At 64.5% G+C, this 16,418-nt stretch carries 11 protein-coding genes; 7 read left to right on the top strand and 4 right to left on the bottom strand.

The window, feature by feature from the left end:
• Positions 1-4: 4 nt before the first annotated feature.
• Both poxB and OK352_RS12830 read right to left on the bottom strand, forming a co-directional pair.
• Entirely contained in the window at positions 5-1,729 is a 1,725-nt protein-coding gene (poxB, locus tag OK352_RS12835) for a ubiquinone-dependent pyruvate dehydrogenase (protein WP_265141878.1), read from the bottom strand.
• Between the two features lie 81 nt (positions 1,730-1,810).
• Positions 1,811-5,071, bottom strand: coding sequence for a DEAD/DEAH box helicase (locus OK352_RS12830; RefSeq protein ID WP_265141877.1), 3,261 nt, complete (start codon positions 5,069-5,071; stop codon positions 1,811-1,813).
• 51 nt (positions 5,072-5,122) lie between these two features.
• Here OK352_RS12830 and OK352_RS12825 point away from each other — a divergent pair, with 51 nt between their 5' ends.
• Positions 5,123-6,577 (top strand): CCA tRNA nucleotidyltransferase, encoded by a 1,455-nt coding sequence (locus OK352_RS12825; RefSeq protein ID WP_265141876.1) that lies wholly within the window; start codon positions 5,123-5,125, stop codon positions 6,575-6,577.
• A 64-nt stretch (positions 6,578-6,641) separates the two neighbouring features.
• Here OK352_RS12825 and manD read toward each other — a convergent pair whose 3' ends face one another.
• Both manD and uxaC read right to left on the bottom strand, forming a co-directional pair.
• Entirely contained in the window at positions 6,642-7,871 is a 1,230-nt protein-coding gene (gene manD / locus OK352_RS12820; RefSeq protein WP_265141875.1) for a D-mannonate dehydratase ManD, read from the bottom strand.
• Positions 7,872-7,900: 29 nt separating this feature from the next.
• Positions 7,901-9,349 (bottom strand): glucuronate isomerase, encoded by a 1,449-nt coding sequence (gene uxaC / locus OK352_RS12815; RefSeq protein ID WP_265141874.1) that lies wholly within the window; start codon positions 9,347-9,349, stop codon positions 7,901-7,903.
• 223 nt (positions 9,350-9,572) lie between these two features.
• On the opposite strand from uxaC, the gene OK352_RS12810 reads away from it, so the two are divergent.
• The 6 genes from OK352_RS12810 to OK352_RS12785 are packed head-to-tail and all read left to right on the top strand — an operon-like array spanning position 9,573 to position 16,382.
• The gene (locus tag OK352_RS12810) at positions 9,573-10,595 is read left to right on the top strand and encodes a LacI family DNA-binding transcriptional regulator (RefSeq protein ID WP_265141873.1); all 1,023 of its coding nucleotides are present in this window, start codon (positions 9,573-9,575) and stop codon (positions 10,593-10,595) included.
• Positions 10,596-10,632: 37 nt separating this feature from the next.
• Positions 10,633-11,856, top strand: coding sequence for an extracellular solute-binding protein (locus OK352_RS12805; RefSeq protein ID WP_265141872.1), 1,224 nt, complete (start codon positions 10,633-10,635; stop codon positions 11,854-11,856).
• A 3-nt stretch (positions 11,857-11,859) separates the two neighbouring features.
• Positions 11,860-12,990 carry an ABC transporter ATP-binding protein gene (locus OK352_RS12800; protein ID WP_265141871.1) on the top strand — a complete coding sequence of 377 codons (1,131 nt, stop codon included), beginning with the start codon at positions 11,860-11,862 and terminating at the stop codon, positions 12,988-12,990.
• Entirely contained in the window at positions 12,987-13,928 is a 942-nt protein-coding gene (locus OK352_RS12795) for an ABC transporter permease (protein WP_265141870.1), read from the top strand. The genes OK352_RS12800 and OK352_RS12795 overlap by 4 nt, the downstream gene beginning before the upstream one ends.
• Entirely contained in the window at positions 13,928-14,851 is a 924-nt protein-coding gene (locus tag OK352_RS12790) for an ABC transporter permease (RefSeq protein ID WP_265141869.1), read from the top strand. The genes OK352_RS12795 and OK352_RS12790 overlap by 1 nt, the downstream gene beginning before the upstream one ends.
• A complete protein-coding gene (locus tag OK352_RS12785) occupies positions 14,844-16,382 on the top strand; it encodes a mannitol dehydrogenase family protein (RefSeq protein WP_265141868.1) in 1,539 nt (512 codons plus the stop codon). The genes OK352_RS12790 and OK352_RS12785 overlap by 8 nt, the downstream gene beginning before the upstream one ends.
• Positions 16,383-16,418 lie beyond the last annotated feature (36 nt).

The following is a 16,418-nucleotide window of genomic DNA, read 5'->3' as shown; positions in this document are numbered from 1 at the left end:
ATATCTAGAGAATCTGGCGGGCGTTCGTGCGCGCCAGGTCGATCAGCTCGTCTCCGCGCCCCGACATGACCGTGCGAATCGCGTAGAGTGCGAATCCGCCGACCTGCTCAGCCGTGATCGCGGGCGGCATCGAGAGCTCCTGGCGCTCCGTCACGACATCGACGAGCGCCGGTCCATCGTGGGCGAACGCGTCCTTCACAGCATCCGTCAGATCGCTGGAACGTTCGACGCGGAAGCCCTTGATTCCCAGTGCGTTCGCGACATCGGCGAAGTTCGGGTTCTCGAGCCCCGTCCCGAAGGTCACGATGCCGGCTGCCTTCATCTCGAGCTCGACGAAGTTGAGGGATGAATTGTTGAAGACGATGAGCTTCACCGGCAGCGAACTCTGCGTCAGCGTAATGAGGTCGCCCATCAGCATCGAGAGGCCACCATCGCCCGAGAACGTCACGACCTGGCGCCCGGGGAACGTTGACTGCGCGCCGATGGCCTGGGGGAGCGCGTTCGCCATCGACCCGTGCGTGAACGAGCCAATGAGTCGGCGCTTGCCGTTCATCGTCAGGTAGCGCGACGCCCATACGACGGGCGAGCCGACGTCAGGAGTAAAAATGGTGTCGTCGTCGGCGAGCTCGTCGACGATGCGCGCGACGTACTGTGGGTGCAGGGCCTGAGCACCGCGCCTCGGCGTCGCCAGGTCGTCGAGCTTGTCTCGTGTCTTCGCATAGTGCTTGCGCATGGCGTCGAGATGCTTGCTGTTCTTCGCCGCCGACAGCCGAGGAAGCAGAGCTTCGATGGTTTCGCGTACACCGCCGCGCAGCCCCACGTCGATGGGAGTGCGGCGCCCCAGATGCTCGCCGCGGATGTCCACTTGGATCACCGTGGTGTTCTCCGGGAAGAACTGCTGGTAGGGAAAGTCCGTGCCCAACATCACGAGCGTGTCGCATGACTCCATGGCCCGGTATCCGGAGGCGAAGCCGAGAAGACCGGTCATGCCGACGTCGTACGGGTTGTCGTGCTCGACGAACTCCTTGCCGCGCATTGCGTGGACGATCGGCGCCTTAAGCGTTCCCGCGAAGCGCATGAGCTCATCGTGCGCGCCCTCGCAGCCCGCGCCCGCCAGAATCGTGACCTTTCCTGCGGCGTTCAGCGCTTCTGCAGCACGGTCCAACGATGCACCATCGGGCACGACCGTCGATGTGGTTGCCCTGATCGGCGTGACGAGATCGCTGACGGCCTCGGCGAGTCCGACGTCACCGGGCAGCACGATCACGGCGACGCCGCGCTGTTCGATCGCGGCGCGCATTGCCATGTGCAGAACGCGCGGCATCTGATCAACGCTCGACACGAGTTCCGTGTAGACGCTGCACTCACGGAACAACTCGGTCGGGTGTGTCTCCTGGAAGTACCCGCTGCCGATCTCTTGGCTGGGGATCTGCGCGGCGATGGCGAGGACCGGAACGCGCGAGCGCTGGGCATCGAAGAGTCCGTTGATCAGGTGCAGGTTGCCCGGCCCGCAGCTGCCGGCGCAGACGGCGAGCTCGCCAGTGAGGGATGCCTCGGCGGATGCGGCAAAGGCCGCGGATTCTTCGTGTCGCACCTGGACCCATTCGATCTCAGGGCGTGTGCGCAGCGCATCGGTAAACCCGTTGAGCGAGTCTCCTGGAATCCCGTAGATCCGCTCGACTCCGCTTGCCTTCAGAGTCTCGACGATGTTCTCTGCAACCGTGACCATTGTGCCTCCCCTGTCCCTTGTGGGTCTGGTGTGAGTCTGGCATGAGATGACGGGTCGGGGCCAGGATCAGGCCCTCACCCGTCATGCCTCGTCGAGCAGCATCCGGATGTCGTCTGCCGTCAGCGCACTGCTGAACGCGGCATCGTCATCGACGACGGCGTCGAACAGCGCCGCCTTCTTGCGCTGCAGCGCCATCACCTTCTCTTCGATCGTCCCCTCGGCGACGAGTCGATAGACGAACACGTTCTTCGTCTGCCCGATGCGGTGCGTGCGATCGATCGCCTGCGACTCGCTCGCCGGATTCCACCAGGGGTCGAGCATGAAGACGTAGTCGGCTTCGGTCAGCGTCAGCCCGAAGCCGCCCGCCTTGAGACTGATCAGAAACACCGGATTGTCGCCCGAGCGGAACTCGTCGATGACCTCTCCACGCCGACGCGTCGACCCATCGAGGTACGAATACCGGATGCCGCGAGCGTCGAGCCTCTCGGCAACCGTGCCGAGAAACGACGTGAACTGGCTGAACACCAGCGTGCGGTGGCCCTCGGCGAGAACGTCGTCGAGCTGCTCGAACAGGGCGTCGAGCTTGCTGGACGGAACATCGGCATAGGCATCGTCGACAAGCGCCGGGTCGAGCGCCAGCATCCGGAGCAGCGTGAGCGACCGGAAGACGATGAACCGGTTGCGGTCGATGTCGTCGATGAGCCCGAGCAGCTTCTTGCGCTCACGCTGCAGCACCGTGTCGTAAAGGCTGCGGTGCGCGGGAGCCAGTTCGACGACGACGGTCTGCTCCTGCTTCTCGGGAAGGTCGGAGGCGACGATCTCCTTCGTTCGTCGCATCATGAACGGGCGGATGCGTCGCCGCAGGCGGGCGAGGCGCTCCGGACCCTCGCCGCTCTCGATCGGGCGCACATACTCTTCGGTGAAGCGGCGTCGAGACGGGAAGAGACCGGGCGCCGTGATGGAGCACAGCGCCCACAGATCAAGGAGCGTGTTTTCGAGAGGTGTTCCCGTGATCGCGAGCCGGAACGGGGCAGCGATGCTCGTCGCCGCCTGGTGCGCCTTTGAGTCGGGATTCTTGATGAACTGCGCCTCGTCAAGGATGAGACCGGCCCAGGGCAGCGCGGAGACGGGCGCGGAATCGATGCGCATCACCGCGTACGACATGATCACGACGTCGGCACCGGCGACCTCGTCGGCGAGGGGCGTGCGCCGTTTGCCCTGGGTCTGGCCGATCACCCGCACATCGAGGTGTGGGGTGAAGCGCTCCGCCTCGGACTTCCAGGTCGACACGACGGAGGTCGGGGCGATGACCAGGAACGGCGGCTCACCAGCATCCGCCCCATGCACGTTTCGCGCATGCGCGATCAGCGTCAGCGTCTGCAGCGTCTTGCCGAGCCCCATATCATCGGCCAGGATGCCGCCGAGGCGGTGCCGCCACAGGAACGCGAGCCGCTGGAAGCCCTGCACCTGGTAGGGGCGCAGCTCGGCGTTCACCTCGGGTGGCACGTCGATCTCGTCGATGCGGCCGCCGCCCAGCGCCGATACCGAGGCCCGCCAGGTGGCCGCTTCATCCGTCTCGTCGGCGAGGTCTTCGAAGTCGGACCAGAGCCCGACCTGGTAGCGGCTGATCGTCGGGTGGTCAGGCTCCCATTCGTCGAGCGTGTCGGCTTCGGCGAGCAGATCGCGCAGGCGGTCGAAGGCAGGATGCGCGAGCGAGAAGTACGTATTGTCGACGAGCTTCAGCTTCTTCTTGCCGCGGGCGAGAGCGTTGAAGAGATCGATGAAGGGAATCGTGCGTCCCTCGATCGTGATGACGATGCCGAGGTCGAACCAGTCATTCTTGTCGGTCTCCACCGTCGAGATGGCGACGTGCGGCGACTCGGTGAGCTCGCGGTATGCCGGAGGGGAGCCATTGACGTCGACGCGCAGCCCGTCGAGCGACTGAAGCACGGGAAGCACATGCTCGGTGAATTCGGCTGTGTCGGTGTCGCGCAGCTCTCGCGACCCGGTTGTCGTGCCGCCGGGCCAGGAGCGCTCGACGCGCTCGATGATCTCGGCCTCTCGATCGGCATCGCGCCGTTCGCCCGCTCGTTCGTGCAGGGGCAGCGTGCGCGGCGGGTCGTGGTATTCCCATTGCCAGGACAGCGTCAGGGCGTCCCGCGTACCGAATGTCGCCGTGAGCACGAGGAGGGGAGGCGCCACCTCAGGGAGCTCAACGGTGCCGTCGCTGCTGAGGACGGGCAGCGCGGCGCTGACGCGTGGATAGTACTCGCCGAAGAACTCGGGGACGTCTGTGCTCGGGACCTCGACGGCATCCCGGTGGGCGAGAAGGGCAAGTGCTTCGGGCCCCAGAGGAGTCTGAACGGGCGCCAACGTCAGATGTATGCTGCTGCGCCCCGTGGGAGCTGCAGCATAGAGGCCGCGGGTGCCGATGGGCGAGACGCTCGAGGGCGGAACTGTCGCACCGTCGATGTCGACGCGCGGCTGAAGTGAGAGCCCGCTACCGGCGCCGGTGACGTCGAGGCTGACTCGCGCCTCGGCGGCAAGTGAGACCGAGAGGCCGCGCGTGACACCGGTGAGCGTCACCCCGACGCGCTCGGCATCGGCGAGAAGCGTCCAGAGAAGCGGGCTCTGGAAATCGTCGAACGGCACAGTCTCGGTGTCGCCGAACAGCGAGGGTCCCCGTGTGGCGTCGTAGAGGCCGAGGAGTTGGGCGAACCAGAGGATCTGCTGCGAATCCAGGCCGAGGCGGTGCTGCTGATGGGGGAGCGTGCGCCACGAGAGGTTGCTCTTGATCCACGCGCCGCGTTTGCCCTGCAGAAGCGGTCGTGCGCGCAGACGCAGCGAGACGCCTTCGGCGACATCGGCGGCCGTCGCGGGAGTTTGCGGGGAACGTCGCGACGTCGAGACAGGGCGCCGCCGAAGTTCGAAGCCGAGCGCGAGAGGTGTCGACGGGACGCTGCGCCCGGGGGTGCGCTCGACCGGCCCGAGCGCCGATTTCCACGCGGGCTCGTTCGGCTTCTGGGCCGCGCGCAACTGCTGAGTTTCCGCGCAGACGAGAAGCGTTGCGGCAATGTGCTTGCAGCGCAGACCGACCGGGCAGGTGCAGGATGCTCGCTCGACGGCATACACGGTGCTCGAGGGAACGAGAGCGATGGTGCAGCGATACGGGTGCCGGGCGTTGCCCGAGACCGCCGAGGTGAGAACCCGCGCATCGGCATTCCAGGTCATGTCGGTGACGGCTCCGCCTGCGGCGTATGAGCGTGCACGCTGAAGCATCGCGGGTGAGACGAACGTCGCCGCGGCATCGGGGGCGATGCGGGGAAGCGCGTCGAGTGTCACGCCTCACATGTTCTCACGCGGAGGCCCCGGCACTCATTTACGATTGTGTTCATGGTGAATATGGCCGAGGCCCTTGAACGACTTCAGACGCTCGCCGACTCACCGATCGTGCAGCGTGTCTCACAGGCGTTCTCCGCAGCCGGGCGCGAGCTCTCGCTCGTCGGCGGTCCGGTGCGCGATGCGATGCTCGGTGTGCCGGTGCACGACTACGACTTCACGACCGACGCCCGGCCGGACGAGATCCTCCAGATTGTCACACCCATCTCGACGGCGCAGTGGGACATCGGCCGAGAGTTCGGAACGATCGGCGCGCGCATCACGACGGGCGAGGGAACGGATGCTGTCTCCGACACCGTCGAGATCACCACCTACCGTGCCGATGCCTACGACGGCGAGACGCGCAAGCCACTCGTTGCGTTCGGCGACGTGCTCGACGACGACCTCAAGCGCCGCGACTTCACCGTGAACGCCATGGCGCTTCGTGTGCCCGACGTGAAGCTTGTCGACCCACACGGCGGCGTCGAAGATCTGCTCGATGCGACACTGCGCACGCCGTCGTCGCCCGAGGTGAGCTTCGGCGACGATCCCCTGCGCATGCTGCGCGCCGCGCGGTTCTCCAGTCAGCTGGGGTTCCACGTAGCCGACGAGGTTCAGGATGCCATGCAGGCGATGGCTGACAGCATCCGGATGGTCTCGGCCGAGCGGGTTCAGGGTGAGCTGGCGAAGCTGCTCTGCACCGATGCCCCCGGCGGCGGCATCCGGCTGCTTGTCGACACAGGCCTTGCCGAGATCGTCCTGCCCGAGGTGCCCGCTCTGCGCCTCGAAACCGATGAGCATCATCACCACAAGGACGTCTACGAACACTCCCTGACCGTGCTGGATCAGGCGATCGGCCACGAGCGGCGCCGGCATCCGGGTGCGCAGCCCGACCTCGTGCTGCGTTTGGCCGCGCTGCTGCACGACATCGGCAAGCCGGCGACACGCAAGCTTGAGCCGGGCGGTGCCGTGAGCTTCTACCACCACGATGTGGTCGGGGGGAAGCTGGCGAAGAAACGGTTGAAGGCGCTGCGATTCGATAAAGAGACCATCACCTCGGTGGCGCGCCTGATCGAACTGCACCTGCGCTTCTTCGGATACAGCGAAGGTGCGTGGACCGATTCGGCCGTGCGTCGCTACGTGCGCGATGCGGGCGATCTGCTCGAGCGACTGCACATTTTGACGCGTGCTGACGTGACGACCCGCAACACCCGCAAGGCCGAGCGTCTCGCGTTCGCCTACGACGACCTCGAGAAGCGCATCGCCGAGCTCAAGGAGCAGGAAGGGCTCGAAGCTGTGCGCCCGGAGCTCGACGGCAATCGCATCCAGGAGGTCCTCGGCATTCGCCCCGGACCCGAGATCGGCGAAGCATACAAGTGGCTGCTTGAGCTGCGCCTTGACGAGGGCACGCTCGGCGAAGACGAGGCGGAGCGCCGGCTGAAGGAGTGGTGGAGCACCCGCAGCGCGTAGCCGCACGGCATCCGCCCCTGCCCCAGCGTGGCAGCTCGGGCGTCGACTGGTCGTGCCCGAGCGCCTACCAGTCGTGAACAGTGCCGTCCTGCAGCCGATTCACCGGGAGATAGGCGGGCGAGTACTCGAATGAACCGGCGAGTTCGTCGTCGTATTCGACGCCGAGTCCAGGTGCATCGCCGGGGTGGAGCAGCCCGTTCTCAAATGTGTAACTGGTGCGGAAGACCCGGAGCGTGTCATCCGAGTGCTTCATGTACTCCTGGATGCCGAAATTGTGGATGGCCAGATCGAGGTGCAGGGCAGCCGCCTGGCCGACAGGAGAGACATCGGTCGGGCCGTGGAACCCCGACTTGATCTGATAGATCGCGGCGAAATCCATGAGCTTCTTCAAGGCCGTTATGCCGCCGGTGTGGGTGACGGCGCTGCGGACGTAGTCGATCAGCTGCTCGGTGATGAGGGTCTGATAGTCGAAGACCGAATTGAACACCTCGCCGATCGCCAAGGGCGTCGTTGTCTGCGAGCGCACGCGTCGCAGTGCCTCCTGATTCTCGCCCGGTGTGCAGTCTTCAAGCCAGAACACGTCGTACGGCTCAAGCGATTTTCCGAGGATCGCCGCTTGATTGGGGGTGAGCCTGTGGTGGCCGTCATGCAACAGCGGGAGCTCCGGCCCGAACTCATCGCGGACGGCGGCGAAGACGGTGGGAATGTGCCGCAGGTAGGCGCGCGAGTCCCAAGACTCTTCGGAAGGCGCGGCGCCTCGCGAGGCTGGCTCGTAGTCGTACCGCTGGCCCGGCTTCTGGTCGGAGGCGACTCCATACACCTGCCCGAGGCCCGGGACGCCGGTCTGGATGCGAATCGCGGCGAAGCCCTCGTCGAGGTGATTGCGGATCGAGGTGAACAGTGAGGGTATGTCAGATCCCGAGGCGTGGCCGTAAGCGAGCGCCCCGCGTCTGGATGCACCGCCGAGCAGCTGGTAGACGGGCAGGCCCGCGATCTTTCCCTTGATGTCCCACAGGGCGACGTCGACGGCGGCGATCGCGGCCATCGTGACGGGGCCGCGACGCCAGTATGCACCGCGGTACAGGTACTGCCACATGTCCTCGATGTTCTGCGGGTCGCGTCCGATCAGAATCGGAACCAGGTGATCGCGCAGGTACGACGCGACGGCAAGCTCTCGTCCGTTGAGCGTGGCATCGCCCAGCCCGGTCGTGCCGTCGGATGTGGTGATGCGCAGGGTGACGAAGTTTCGGCCGGGGCTGGTGATCAGCACCTCGGCGCGTTCGATTGTCGACATTGACGTCTCTTTCTTGAGGGAATCGGATGCTACAGAGCAGCGGTTGTGCGAGGAGCGAAGGCGAGCTTCGGAAGATCGTAGGTGAGGTCGCGCGCGGTCTCGTGGGCTTCGTCGATGCTGAGCAGACCTGTGGCGACGAGTTTCGCGAGGTAGCCGGCGTCCATGCGCCGTGCGAGGTCGTGTCGGGCGGGGATCGACGCGAACGCCCGGGTGTCGTCCACGAAGCCGCTCGTGTTGTAGAAGCCGGCGGTCTCGGTCGTAAGCTCGCGGAATCGTGCCATTCCGCCCGGGGAGTCGAGAAACCACCACGGGGCTCCGAGTCGAACAGTCGGGTACGCTCCGGCGAGCGGTGCCAGCTCTCGTGAGTACACGGTCTCGTCGATGGTGTAGAGGACCACACGGAACCGCGGATCGAGCCCGAAGGCGTCAAGCATCGGGCGCAGTGCACGCGTGAATTCCACCTGCACGGGAATGTCAAAGCCGTTGTCCGTGCCGAACTCGGTGGCGATGGCGCTGCTGTGGTCCCGCAAGACCCCCGGGTGTATCTGCATCACCAGGCCGTCGTCGAGCGACATACGCGCATTCTCGAACAGCATGTTCGCGCCGAAAGCTGCAGCCCCGGCAGCATCCGCCGTGCCCGCAAGCGCCGCATCGAACAGTGCCTGTGCGTCGACCGGATCGAGAGGCGTCGTGTCGGCGGTTGCCGGGCCGTGGTCGCTTGCTCGGGCGCCGGCCGCGGCGAACGCGGATCGGCGCTGACGCACGGCCTCGAGGAAAGAACGGTAATCGACGACGTCAATGCCGCTGGCTTCGGAGAGCGCTCGGATCTGCTCCGGCCAGTCGGGGCGGGTGAGCTCGTGCAGGGCATCCGGGCGGAAGGTCGGGATGACACGGTCGCCCCACCCGTCTGCGCGCAACCGTGCGTGGTCGTCGAGCGGAGAGGCAGCAGGGTCCGTCGTCGCGAGAATCTCGATCCCGAAGCTGTCGAAGAGCGGGCGCATACGCGACTCGGGGCGGGAGAGAACCTCGCTGAGCTCGTCGAAGAGCGCGTCGGCGGTGTCGGCGCTCGGCTCGGTGTCGATGCCGAAGACGGCGACGAGTTCATGTTCGAGCCAGTATCGCGTCGGGGTTCCGCGGAAGAGCCTCCAGTTTTCGCAGAATCGGCGCCAGATCTCTCGATGGACTGCCTGGGTACTCTCGGCGTTTTCACCTCGGCTCGCACGGTTGGGAACTCCGAGCTCGGCCTGGGAGAGCCCCTGGGAGACGAGCATCCGTCTCAGATAATGATCGGGGATGACGAACAACTCCGCCGGGTCGCCGAACGCGTCGTTTCGCGCGATCGCCCCCGCGTCCACATGGCCGTGCATGCTGATCAGAGGCAACGAGGCAATGCCGGCGTAGAGTTCGCGGGCGATGGCCCTCAGCGCGGGCTCTGGTGGAAGCGCGCGGTCGGGATCCAGAGTCAGCTTTCTCGGCATTCTGCGTCCTTTCATGAAACAAGAACTGTTCTTGTTTCATAACGATGTGCCATGCGACAGCCACGATGCCGCCGCAGATTCACACACTATAGCGCGAGATTTCGAGGATCAAAAGGAAGATTTGGCGGCAGGAACGAGTGGGTGCGAATGAAAATCAATGAAACGCTTGACCCAGAATGAAAAGGTTTGCATAATCAGGGAAAGACAGCACAAGGCGGTGCCCATGGCAGTGACAATCCGAGACGTGGCGAAAGAAGCCGGAGTCTCAATCTCGACAGTTTCCCGCGCCCTCTCGTCGCCAAACAAGGTTGCGGACGCGACGCGAGAGGCGGTCGAATCCGTCGTCGTGCGGCTCGGGTACCGCCCCAACAAGAACGCCCGCGGCCTCATCACCGGCCGCAGCGGAACGATCGGCCTCATCATCCCCGACCTGGAGAACCCATACTTCGGAGCGGTGAGCAAGGGCGTGCAGGAGCGTGCGCGCGCTGCCGGCTATTCGGTCTACATCGGTGACTTCGATGAAGACCCAAGCATCGAGAGCACAGTTGTCAGGTCCCTCGCCAAACAGGTCGATGGCATCATCATGTGTTCGCCTCGTTCGACTGACGTCGAATTGGGGCGGCTGACCTCACTCGTGCCGACGGTTCTCGCGAACAGAAAGTTCGCTGACGTTCCGTCCATCGTCTTCGACAACGGCGGCATGCTCCGCGTGCTTCGACACCTGACAGCACTCGGCCACACGACGATCGCGTACGCCGGAGGTCCCGAGCAATCGTGGTCACACCGGCATCGCTCCGAGGCATTTCAGGAGTTCGGCGAGGCTCACGGTACGACTGAACTCATTGAACTCGGAAGCTTCCCGCCGAACTTCGGTGGAGGTGTCCAAGCCGCCGACCTTGCGCTGGCCAGCGGCGCAACAGCTGTCGTTGCATACAACGACCTGATCGCGCTCGGCCTGCTCGACCGGTTGCGAGAACGAGGGGTGTCCGTCCCCGAGCAGATCAGCATTGTCGGGTTCGACAACGTGGCAGTCTCAACATTCGTTCGCCCCAACCTGACGACCATTGACCAGCCAAGAAAGCATATGGGGCGCATGGCCGCTGATCTTCTGCTCAGCATTCTTGACGCGGACGATGCCGAATCCACTCACATCCCTCGGCAGCTTCCCGTGGACCTCGTCGTTCGGCAATCGACAGGCGAGGCTCCCTTGAGTCGCCGGGCAACGGGCACAACAACAGCGTCGTGACAGAGGTGTCACGACAATCATCACGGAAGGAACACGCATGCGTGTCACGAAACAAGCAGTCATGGTATCCGCCCTTGCGGCGGGTGCTCTCATGCTCACGAGTTGCACGGCACCGGGGTCGTCGTCAGACGACTCGGCTGCGGCAGACGCGGGGAACGTGCCCGATAAACCATCTGCGGCCGTCACTCTGAACATCCTCGACGTTGCTGGCGCTCAGAAAGAGGTCGGCGCCATGGTTGACGACTTTGTCGCGGAGCACTCGGACATCATCTCTGCCGTCAACTGGGAGAGCGGAGGGTCTCCCGACCTTGTCGGAACCATCAAGCCTCAGGTCGACAGCGGCGATATCCAGGTTGATCTTGTGTTCACCGGGAACGACGGGCTGTCGGCGGGAATCGGTCAAGACCTCTGGGTTCCATTGGTTACCGACTATGGTGACCGCCTGAGCAACCAAGAGAATTACCTGGAACCCGCAGCGAACATGCAGGAGCTTGCCGATGGTTTCGGGGCGGTCGTCTCGTACTACCCGTCCGGCCCACTTCTCAACTACAACCCGAAGGAAGTCGATGATGTGCCGTCGACGCCGGAGGAGCTGCTTGCCTGGGCGGAGGCACACCCGGGCAAGTTCGGTTATGCTCGGCCGGCGAACTCGGGCCCCGGTCGCACGTTCCTCATGGGGCTTCCGTACATCCTGGGAGACGACGACCCCACCGATCCGGAGAACGGCTGGGACAAGACCTGGGAGTACCTGGAACAGCTTGGTGAGTACGTCTCCAACTACCCGACGGGGACGGGACAGGTCGTCTCCAACATGGCAGACGGCACCTGGACGCTCATTCCTACGACGACGGGATGGGACATCAATCCGCGCGCCGAAGGCTCCCTGCCTGAATGGATTGAGGCAGCGGCATTCGACGACTTCACGTGGGTGACCGATGCGCACTACGCCGTCGTTCCGAAAGGACAGTCGGCAGACAAGCTGTCGGCGATCCTGCTTCTGCTCCAGGACATGCTGACGCCCGAGCAGAACGCGAAAGCATATGACCACGGCTACTTCTACCCGGGACCGGCCGTCAAGGACGCCACACTCGATCTTGCACCGCAGGAAAGTCAGGACGTCATCGCCGAGTTCGGGCGTGACTGGTACGACGACTTGATCGAGAAGATGCCGAAGGAGACCCCTCTCACGCCAGATCAAATGGTCAAGGCCTTCGACATCTGGGACCGCACGATCGGCGTCGGAAAGTACGAGGACGAGTAATTCATGGGTATCACTGCGACGAAATTTGGTGCACTCGAGCTTGTGAATGTCGGGCGCAGCTTCGGGGGCCAGGCCGCCCTGGCTGATCTGTCCCTCACGATCGAGGCAGGCGAGTTCATTGCCCTCCTCGGTCCGAGCGGATGCGGAAAGTCGACGGCGCTCAACTGCCTTGCCGGTCTGCTTCCCCTCACTCATGGACAGGTGCTGATCGACGGGAAGCGCGTTGACGTGCTTCCCGCCGAGAAGCGCGACTTCGGAATGGTCTTTCAGAACTACGCGCTCTTTCCGCACCTCTCCGTACACAAGAACGTCGCGTTCGGCCTGCAGATGCGGGGTGTTCCGCGTGACGAGGTCAACAAGCGCGTGACAGAGGCACTCATGCTCGTGAAGCTCGACGCGCACGCGAAGAAGCTGCCGGGGCAGCTGTCGGGTGGCCAACAGCAACGCGTCGCGATTGCCCGCGCCATTGTTCTCGAGCCTCGGCTCGTGCTGATGGATGAGCCGCTCTCCAATCTGGACGCGAAACTGCGGATCGAAATGCGTTCTGAGATCCGTCGCCTCCATCAGACTCTCGGTCTCACGACGATTTACGTGACGCACGATCAGGAGGAGGCGCTTTCTCTCGCCGACCGTCTCGTGGTGCTTCGTGACGGCCATGTTCAGCAGATCGGAACGCCGCAGGAACTGCACGACAGCCCGGCGAACTGGCACGTCGCCGACTTCATGGGCTATCGCAACCTCCTCGACGTCGCCGTCGACGTGGTAAACGACACGACAGCAACGGTGTCCGGCGGCGGAATGTCATTGGTCGGCACCCGGGTCGGATCTGTCGCGCCAGGGGAGAGCGCTCGAGTGGCTATCAGACCCCATGACCTGATCGTCGGCACGTCCGCTACCGGGCCGAACGCGATTTCCGGCACGGTCATCGCGTCCGAATACCAAGGGCGCGAGTTCGCGCTCGAGGTCGAGACGGATCACGGCCAGCGGCTCCATGTCACGGCGGAGACCGCTCCGGCAGCCGGATCCGCCGTCACGGTGACCGTTGCTCCGGAACGTGTGCTCGTCTACCCGGAGTCATTGACCGGACACGGGGCAGCGCTCGCGCCGCTGCCCGTCGGGGCTGGTGCCTCGTGAGCGCGACTCTCGAGAAGCCAGCCGACACCGCGGCGAAGCGCAGCACGGCCAGCCTGTCTCACCGATTGGCCGAACGCGGCATCGATGCGCGGTTGTGGATGCTGCTGCCCGCCCTCGTCTTCATCGTCGCTCTGTTCATCTATCCGTTCGCCTACGGGATCGGTCTGACGGTTCAGCCGCTCGATCGCACGGTCGACGCGTGGGGCGGAGGGATCTTCGCGAACTACGTTCAGTTCTTCAACGATCCGTTCATCTTTGATTCGATCTGGTTGACGATGAGGCTCGCGCTCCCCGCCGCACTCTTCAACGTCCTGGTGTCGATTCCTCTCGCCTTCAAACTCAGGGGAAAGTTTCGCGGCAAGCGCTTGATGTCGACGCTCCTTGTGCTCCCGATCACGCTCGGCACCGTTCTCACGGCACAGGGGCTGCTGATCTTTGCGGGTCGTCAGGGATGGTTGAACCGATTCCTGCTCGACATGAACCTGATCGATCAGCCGCTGCAGCTCGTCAATAACTATCTCGGCGTGATGTTCTCGCTCATCATCTCGGGTTTCCCATTCGCCTTTCTGCTCGTGTCGTCGTATTTATCGGGCATAGACCCGTCGCTTGAGGCGGCGGCGAAGACTCTGGGGGCCAATTGGCGTCAGCGGTTCATCCGGGTGACGCTTCCGCTTCTCGCACCGGGTCTCGCGACGACGTTCATTCTCACGTTCGTCCTCGCCTTCAGCGTCTTCCCCTCGGCCCGGCTTGTCGGTGATCCGGGCGGAAGCACCCGCGTGATGGCGCTGATGGCGTATCGCGCATTCGGCGAGCAGCAGAACTACAGCATGGCCTCGACCATCGCGATCGTGATGGGCGTCGTCGAACTCCTCGTCATTGCCATCGTCCTACTCGGGCGGTCGTTTCTCTACAAAGGATCAACAGGAGGTAAGGGCTGATGTCTGAATCCGCCACTGCCGCTCGCGCGCCAGGCAGCCGCAAACGCACGGACACCGCCTCCCGGCGCACAGACCGCGCCCCGGGCCAGCGCTCGCTTGCTGCCTCACCGGGAACCTGGCTCGTCTGGGCCGGCATCGCCGCCTTCTTCATCTTTCTCTTCGGCATCCTCATCAGCGTGTTCGTCGATTCCGTTGGGAAAAGCTGGTTCACCACGTGGCTGCCTCTGGAGTACACGACGGACTGGTACGGCGAATCCTGGGAGCGGTTCGAGCTCGCCCACGTCATCGGCGTGACGCTCATCGTCTCGTTCAGCGTCGTCGCGATCTCGATTCTCATTGGCGTGCCAGCGTCGTACGTCTTGGCCCGACGTGACTTCCCCTTCAAACGGGTGGTGACTGCACTCTTCCTTCTTCCCGTGCTGATCCCGCCGATCACGTTTGGAATCCCGCTTGCCACGGTGATGTACAACTTCGGCCTCGGCCGATCTCTGATCGCAGTGATTCTCGTCAATCTCGTTCCGTCTGTGCCGTTCGTCATCATCACGATGACGCCGTTCATCGAACAGATCAATCCGACAATCGAGAACGCCGCGCGCATGTGCGGCGCCGGAATGCGTCACGTCTTCGTGCGCATTCTCGGGCCGCTCCTCGTTCCTGGCATCCTCGCGGCGGCCATCCTCGTTCTCGTGCGCACGGTCGGCATGTTTGAGCTGACGTTCCTCGTCTCCGGGCCAGGATCTGACACGCTCGTTGTCGCCATCTACCGGGCGATGACCTCGGCAGGGGGCGCTGAGCCCCGCCCGCTCGTGTCATCGATGGCCGTCATGTACACCGTCATGATGCTCGTCATCCTGATCATCGCTCTGCGATTCGTGAACCCGACCCAGCTGGTGGCGCGTGTGCGTGACTCTGACGATGACTGAGCGCGTCCCGCGGCTCTCACGGGCGACGCTTGACTCCGTGAACCGGTCATCACTCGTCAGTGGGCCTCCGTCGTGGTCCGCCGACGTCAGCGTCGGGATCGTGCACTTCGGCGTCGGGGCGTTCCATCGGGCACACCAGGCGGTCTACTCGGAGGACGCGATGGCGGCGACGGGTCAGCGCAACTGGGGCATCCTCGGAGTCACCGGAAGGACGGATGCTGCTGTGACGCAGCTGCAACCGCAAGACGGGCTCTTCACCGTGATCACCCGCTCAACGAGGGGCGACACCGCACGGATCGTTGGCTCGCTGCGTGCCGTCCACTGGCCAGGAGATGACTCAGCCGAGATCGCCGATATGCTCGCGTCGCCAGCTGTTCACCTCGCAACCCTGACGATCACTGAGAAGGGGTACCGGCTGACGTCCGCAGGAACCGTCGACTTCTCGCTCCCCGAGGTCAGAGCCGATGTCTCCGTCATCTGTCGCGAACTCACTGACGGGTCGCCGTGCACGGAGCCCTCCCTCACTCCACTGGGCCTGCTCGTGCGGGGACTCGCGCGTCGCTACCGCAACGGCGCACGGCCCTTCACTGTGCTGCCCTGCGACAACATTCCACAGAATGGGGCCGTCACACGCGCTGCCGTTCGAGAGCTCGCCGCCGCCGTCGCTCGCTCGACTGCGGTTGACGTCTCCGGGTTCTCGACGTGGCTTGAGCGGGGCGTCGCCTTCCCATCAAGCGTCGTCGACCGTCTGGTTCCCGCGGCAACGCCCCGTGACCTCGCGGAGGGCGAGAAGCTGCTCGGTCTGCGCGACGAAGGCCTTGTCGTAGCCGAGGAGTACAGCCAGTGGGTGATCGAAGACGCGTTTGCCGGGCCGCGCCCGGAATGGGAGCGTGTCGGTGCGATCCTGACAGACGACATCAGGCCATACGAGCATGCCAAACTCCGTGTGCTGAACGCCGCACACTCGATGTTCGCGTATCTGGGCGCCCTCGCCGGCTACGCCACGATCGCTGAGGCCGTGGCAGACACCTTCCTGCGCGAGCGCGTCAACGAGGCACTCACAGTCGACGTGCTCCCGACGCTCACGGCGCCTCGTGGGCTCGACCTGCCGACCTACCGCGACGTCGTGCTCGACAGGTTCGGAAACCCGGCACTCGCCCACACGACACGGCAGGTCGCGTCTGATGGCTCGCTGAAAGTTCCCCTGCGCATCATCAGCACCGTGCGCTCGCGGCTGGCCTCGGGGCATGTGCCGCAGGGGCTCGCTCTCGCGCTCGCCGCGTGGATCGCCTTCGTCGCCGAGAGCATGCGTGACGGAGCGCCACCGCTCGATGACCCGCAAGCCGAGATGCTGCACGCGGCAGTGAGAGACCCGGATGCGCCTGAGTGCGACCCGGAGCGACTCGTCGATCGAGTCTTCGCCCTTCGTTCGATCGTCCCAGCGGACGTGGCGGAGCACACAGAGTTCCGGGACGCCGTCGTCGCGAAGCTCGCCGATGTGGCGGCGATCGTGGCCGCCCCGCTCGCGTAGCCGAGCGGCATCCGGAGCCTGTTGCTGTCGGCAGTC

Source organism: Microbacterium sp. MPKO10, from assembly GCF_026107415.2.
In the GTDB taxonomy this organism is placed as follows: domain Bacteria; phylum Actinomycetota; class Actinomycetes; order Actinomycetales; family Microbacteriaceae; genus Paramicrobacterium.
The sequence above is the reverse complement of the archived record's forward strand: the minus strand, read 5'-3'. Positions and strand labels throughout refer to the sequence as shown.

Coding starts and splice junctions, on each gene's coding strand:
- poxB (WP_265141878.1), bottom strand. CDS start 1,729: ATGGTCACGGTTGCAGAGAACATCGTCGAGACTCTGAAGGCAAGCGGA.
- OK352_RS12825 (WP_265141876.1), top strand. CDS start 5,123: ATGGTGAATATGGCCGAGGCCCTTGAACGACTTCAGACGCTCGCCGAC.
- manD (WP_265141875.1), bottom strand. CDS start 7,871: ATGTCGACAATCGAACGCGCCGAGGTGCTGATCACCAGCCCCGGCCGA.
- uxaC (WP_265141874.1), bottom strand. CDS start 9,349: ATGCCGAGAAAGCTGACTCTGGATCCCGACCGCGCGCTTCCACCAGAG.
- OK352_RS12810 (WP_265141873.1), top strand. CDS start 9,573: ATGGCAGTGACAATCCGAGACGTGGCGAAAGAAGCCGGAGTCTCAATC.
- OK352_RS12805 (WP_265141872.1), top strand. CDS start 10,633: ATGCGTGTCACGAAACAAGCAGTCATGGTATCCGCCCTTGCGGCGGGT.
- OK352_RS12800 (WP_265141871.1), top strand. CDS start 11,860: ATGGGTATCACTGCGACGAAATTTGGTGCACTCGAGCTTGTGAATGTC.
- OK352_RS12790 (WP_265141869.1), top strand. CDS start 13,928: ATGTCTGAATCCGCCACTGCCGCTCGCGCGCCAGGCAGCCGCAAACGC.
- OK352_RS12785 (WP_265141868.1), top strand. CDS start 14,844: ATGACTGAGCGCGTCCCGCGGCTCTCACGGGCGACGCTTGACTCCGTG.